General features: G+C 61.3%; 4 protein-coding genes. All 4 read right to left on the reverse strand.

The window, feature by feature from the left end:
• Positions 1–55: 55 nt before the first annotated feature.
• A complete protein-coding gene (locus DXC67_RS02245) occupies positions 56–898 on the reverse strand; it encodes a hypothetical protein (protein ID WP_117637189.1) in 843 nt (280 codons plus the stop codon).
• Between the two features lie 80 nt (positions 899–978).
• The gene (locus DXC67_RS02250; protein ID WP_117637190.1) at positions 979–2,220 is read right to left on the reverse strand and encodes an SPFH domain-containing protein; all 1,242 of its coding nucleotides are present in this window, start codon (positions 2,218–2,220) and stop codon (positions 979–981) included.
• A 48-nt stretch (positions 2,221–2,268) separates the two neighbouring features.
• Positions 2,269–3,591: a hypothetical protein gene (locus DXC67_RS02255; RefSeq protein ID WP_117637191.1), complete on the reverse strand. Its 1,323-nt coding sequence runs from the start codon at positions 3,589–3,591 to the stop codon at positions 2,269–2,271.
• Positions 3,592–3,615: 24 nt separating this feature from the next.
• Positions 3,616–4,224: hypothetical protein (locus tag DXC67_RS02260; RefSeq protein WP_233503132.1), on the reverse strand; the 609-nt coding region annotated here is incomplete at its 5' end.

Consider the following 4,224-nt stretch of genomic DNA (forward strand, 5'->3'; position numbering starts at 1 on the left):
CCGCCTGGCATGTGCGCGGATGTGTCCGCCAATCCGCGGCTGATGTTACGTGCCGCTACGCGATGGTTGCGCTGTAGGAGGCGACGTCCTCGTAGGAATCGGTCAGGTAGGCGTCGATGCCGATGGTCGTATTGACCAGGTCGTCAAGGCTATCGAGCGTGCCGTTCGAGAACGTGAATTCCTCAGTGGCGTTGGTGCCGGGCATCAGGTGAGCCGAGAACCAGGGTTCCTTCATGGTGCCGTTGACGTTGGTCTTGCCGGAAGGAGCGTAGAAGGTCAGGTCCTTGTCGCTCTTGTTGGTGATGTTGACGACAAAACCGATGTCGCCCCACTCGTCCTTGAACTTCTCGGTGATGGTGATGGTGCACAGGTCGTCATCGGCAACGGTGACGGCGGGGGAGATTTCAATCTTCTGGACGTCGTCGTCTTCGACGGCCTCGTCGATCTCTTCTTCCTTCTCGGCCGCCTCGCGATCCTTCTTCACCGTGCCGGACAGGTCCTTGTCGGACTTGGTAAAGACAAGATTGCCGTCATCCTCTTCGAGGATGAGCTTGCCGTCCTTGAGCTTCATGTCATGCGACTCGTCTTCGGCGGTGATGGTTACGGTGGTGGCGTCCTTTGCCTCCCATTTAAGGTCGACGACTTCAAGGAACAGGTCGAGGGCACCTGTACCGTCCTCATCGAGAATCAGGACGCAGTGCACACCCCAATCCTCGAGCATCTTCATGTACTCATCGGTCAGTTCTTCGCCCTCCAGGGTTCCACCCGAGAGTTCCCAGCTGCCGACGAAGTTGGCCTTGGGGTCTTTGCCGCCGCCGCTGCAGCCCGTCAGGGCAAAGGCGAGCGCAAGGACGCATGTCAGAAATGCGAGTACGGACTTTTTGAACGTTGTCTTCATGGTGTCCTCCTTTATCGAACGAAACCCATAGAAGCAAATGCGGGGGTGGCGGATCCCCCGCCAATTACCAGATAGAGGGGCTAGGGCCTGGGCGTTCCGCAGTTGCTGCAGAACTTGCCGCCGTTTTCGCTGCCGCAGTTGGGGCAGAACCACTTGGCCGGTGCCGGGGCGGGTGCGGGACTGCCACACTCGGAGCAGAACTTGCCGGTGTTGGTGGCGCCGCAGCTGCAGGTCCATGTGCCGACCGCGGGAGCAGCGGCAGGAGCCGGTACGGGAGCGGGTGTCGGAGCCGGCTGCGGGGCGGCCTGCTGCTGTGCCTGGCCGGCGGCGAACAGCTGGCTGGCGTTCATGCCGCCCATGCCACCTGCCATGCCCATGCCCATAAAGCCTGCCATCGCGCCGTTGGGATTGGCGGCTGCCGCGCGCATTGCGTCGCTCTGGGCGCTGGCAATGTTGGCTGCCGCCATGGTGGGATCGCGCATGACTGCGGCCTTCTGCAGGTCCTTGATCATCTGCTCGTCTTCTTGCGAGGCTGCGATGGAGTTGACGCCAAAGCTCACGATCTCGACACCACGCAGGTCGCGCCAGTCGGCCGAGAGGACTTCGTTGAGCGCGCGGGCGAGCTCGGTGGTGTGGCCGGGGATGGCACTGTAGCGGATGCCCATCTCCGAGATCTTGGCAAAGGCGGGCTGCAGAGCGGTGAGCAGCTCGGACTTAAGCTGGCTGTCGATCTTATCGCGCGTGTAGCTATCGGTCACGTTGCCGCACACGTTGGTATAGAACAGCAGCGGGTTGGTGATGCGGTACGAATACTCGCCGTTGCAGCGAACGGAGATGTCAACGTCCAGGCCAATGTTGTTGTCGACCACGCGGAAGGGCACGGGCGAGGCGGTGCCGTACTTGTTGCCGATGATCTCCTTGGTGTTGATGAAGTAGACACGCTGGTCCTTGCCCGCGTCGCCGCCAAAGGTAAAGCGGCTGCCGATATTGGCGAACGTCTCCTTGATGGAGTCGCCCAGGTTGCCACTAAAGACGCTCGGCTCGCTGCCAGTGTCAAAGACGAACTCGCCGGGCTCCAGCGCAACCTCGATGATCTTGCCGTTTTGCACCACGAGCATGCCCTGGCCGTCGTTAACGGCGATGACGGAGCCGTTGGAGATAACGTTGTCCTCGCCGCGCGTGTTGGAGCTGCGACCGCCGGTGCGCTTGCTGCCCTTGCAGGCCAAGACGTCAGCAGGCATCGATTCGCAATAGATAAATTCCTTCCACTGGTCGGCCATGACGCCGCCGGCAGCTCCCAATCCAGCTTTCAAGAGTCCCATGGTGATCTTCCTTTCTCGTCAAAGGCCGGGTGGTATTGGTTGGATTGCTTAGTCGTCCTTGTCGTCTTTCATGACAACGGTGGTCTCGGTGTGGCTGAAGGTGTCGTGCTTCTCGGTCAGGTCGAGCTCGCCGCAGTACTCGTCGGCGTGGGCGGCCTCGTTGGCCGTCTTGAGCTGGCCTACCAGTAGCACGTCTCCGATAATCACGATGATCAGCGGCGCGATGATGTTGATGAGAATGCCCTCGATATCGAAGGTGAGGTAATCTGGATCGAAGGCGTATTCCCCCATAAAGAGAACCTGGGAGAGGATAAATCCGATCACAAAGAACAGCACCGAGGCAATAGCGAGCTTGGGCTTGGAGCAGGGGAGCTCGCCGACCAAGCGGCCGGTCTGGCCGTTCATGGCAAACAGGTAGCTCTTGCCGTTCCACGAGGTGGAGAGCATCCAGACGGGGAACAGGGCGTAGTCGCTGTCTTCCCAGGTGTAGTCGAGCTGCTTGCTTTCGACCGTGGCATCGTCGTATTCGTCGACGACGGTCTCGCGCAGGACCGAGATCGTGCTCTCCTCCATGCGGCGCTCGGCGCGCGCCTTGCACGTCTCGCAATCCTCATCGTAACGGTTGGCGATGTAGCCGGGCATATATGCGACCGAGAACGGACGCAGCGCGTCGTAGTCAAACGGCTCGATGGCGTCCATGTGGCCGTCGGGCATCTTGGACGATCCGTCGACGGGCACGCGCTTAAACGAGATATTGCCCTTGCGATAGGCATCGTAGTGGTCGGTGGTCGTGACGGTGCGATCGGATTCCTCGGTCACGGTCTCGTTGGTCGCGTCAAAATACACTTCGCCGTCAACGCGGGCGCCGTAGAGCCAAAACGGCACGTAGACACCTTGGACCTCGTCGATGTGGTTGCCGGTGACAAAGCTCTTGGGCAGCAAGATCTTGCCCTTGTAGTGTTCCTTGAGTGCGGCCGTGACGTCATCGCGCCCGAGCTTAAACGGAATCACCAGGTCGGGCGAGAAGTCGCCAGAGAGCTGGTCGGGCGCCACGGCGGAGTTGCCGCAGTACGGGCAGGTGGTGACGGCGACGGTGCCGTCGGACACGAGCTCGGCGCCGCACGACGAGCAGATGTAGCCGGCGTTTTGGGCGAGCTCCTGTACCGCGGCGTCGGCCACGGGTTTGGGTGCTGCCGCCGCCGCGTCGGCTTTGGCGTCTGCCTTGTCCTGACGCTCGCGATAGAGGGCCTCGACTTCTTCGACTTCAAAGCGTGAGTCACAGTAGTCGCAGACAAGCTTTTGCTCGGCGCTGGCAAAATGCAGGGGACCACCGCAGGCAGGGCACTGATAGTTGACGCTCTCGAAGGCCATGATCGGTCCTTTCCGTGCCGGAGGCTATGCGCCGATGGCGCCGCCGCAGTATTCGCAGCGCCCACTGGCATCGGGAATGGTGGTGGCTCCGCAGAAGGGACAGGTGACCGCGGTCTTGGGGGCCTTGGCGGCCACGACGCTGTCGCGCGTCTCCTGGCGCAGCTGCACTAGCGCGTCGCGAACTTCGGTTGCCTGTCGCTTGGCCTCGCGGTACTCGATGGACCCGCGCTGATCGATGGTGGAGTCGTTTACGCGCAGGTTGATCTCGGTAAAGTACGGCGTGTTGACGTGGATGGTCAGATTAAAGTCGTAATCCAGGTCGTAGCGCGGCGGGTTGTAGCTCTCGCGCTCGCCGTCCTTAGTCTCGCGATAGATCTCGGTGCGATGCTCGTCGATATCCATATCGCAGCCGAGCACCTGCGAGAACTCGATGATGTCGGGATTGGCGTCGCGCCAGCGGCTCTGCGAGGTAATGATCAGCAGGCCCGCGTCCTCGTCGAGCATGATGTTGGTGCGCCCGGCAGAAAGCGTGCGCGTGGGGTTGAACGACGCCAAGCGCTCGGCATTGGCCTCGCGGTAGGCGAGCTGCTCGCGGATATCGTCCGCGGTGCTGGAGCGATAGCCGTGAAAGTA

Source organism: Collinsella sp. TF07-1 (assembly GCF_003437235.1).
Taxonomy (GTDB): domain Bacteria; phylum Actinomycetota; class Coriobacteriia; order Coriobacteriales; family Coriobacteriaceae; genus Collinsella.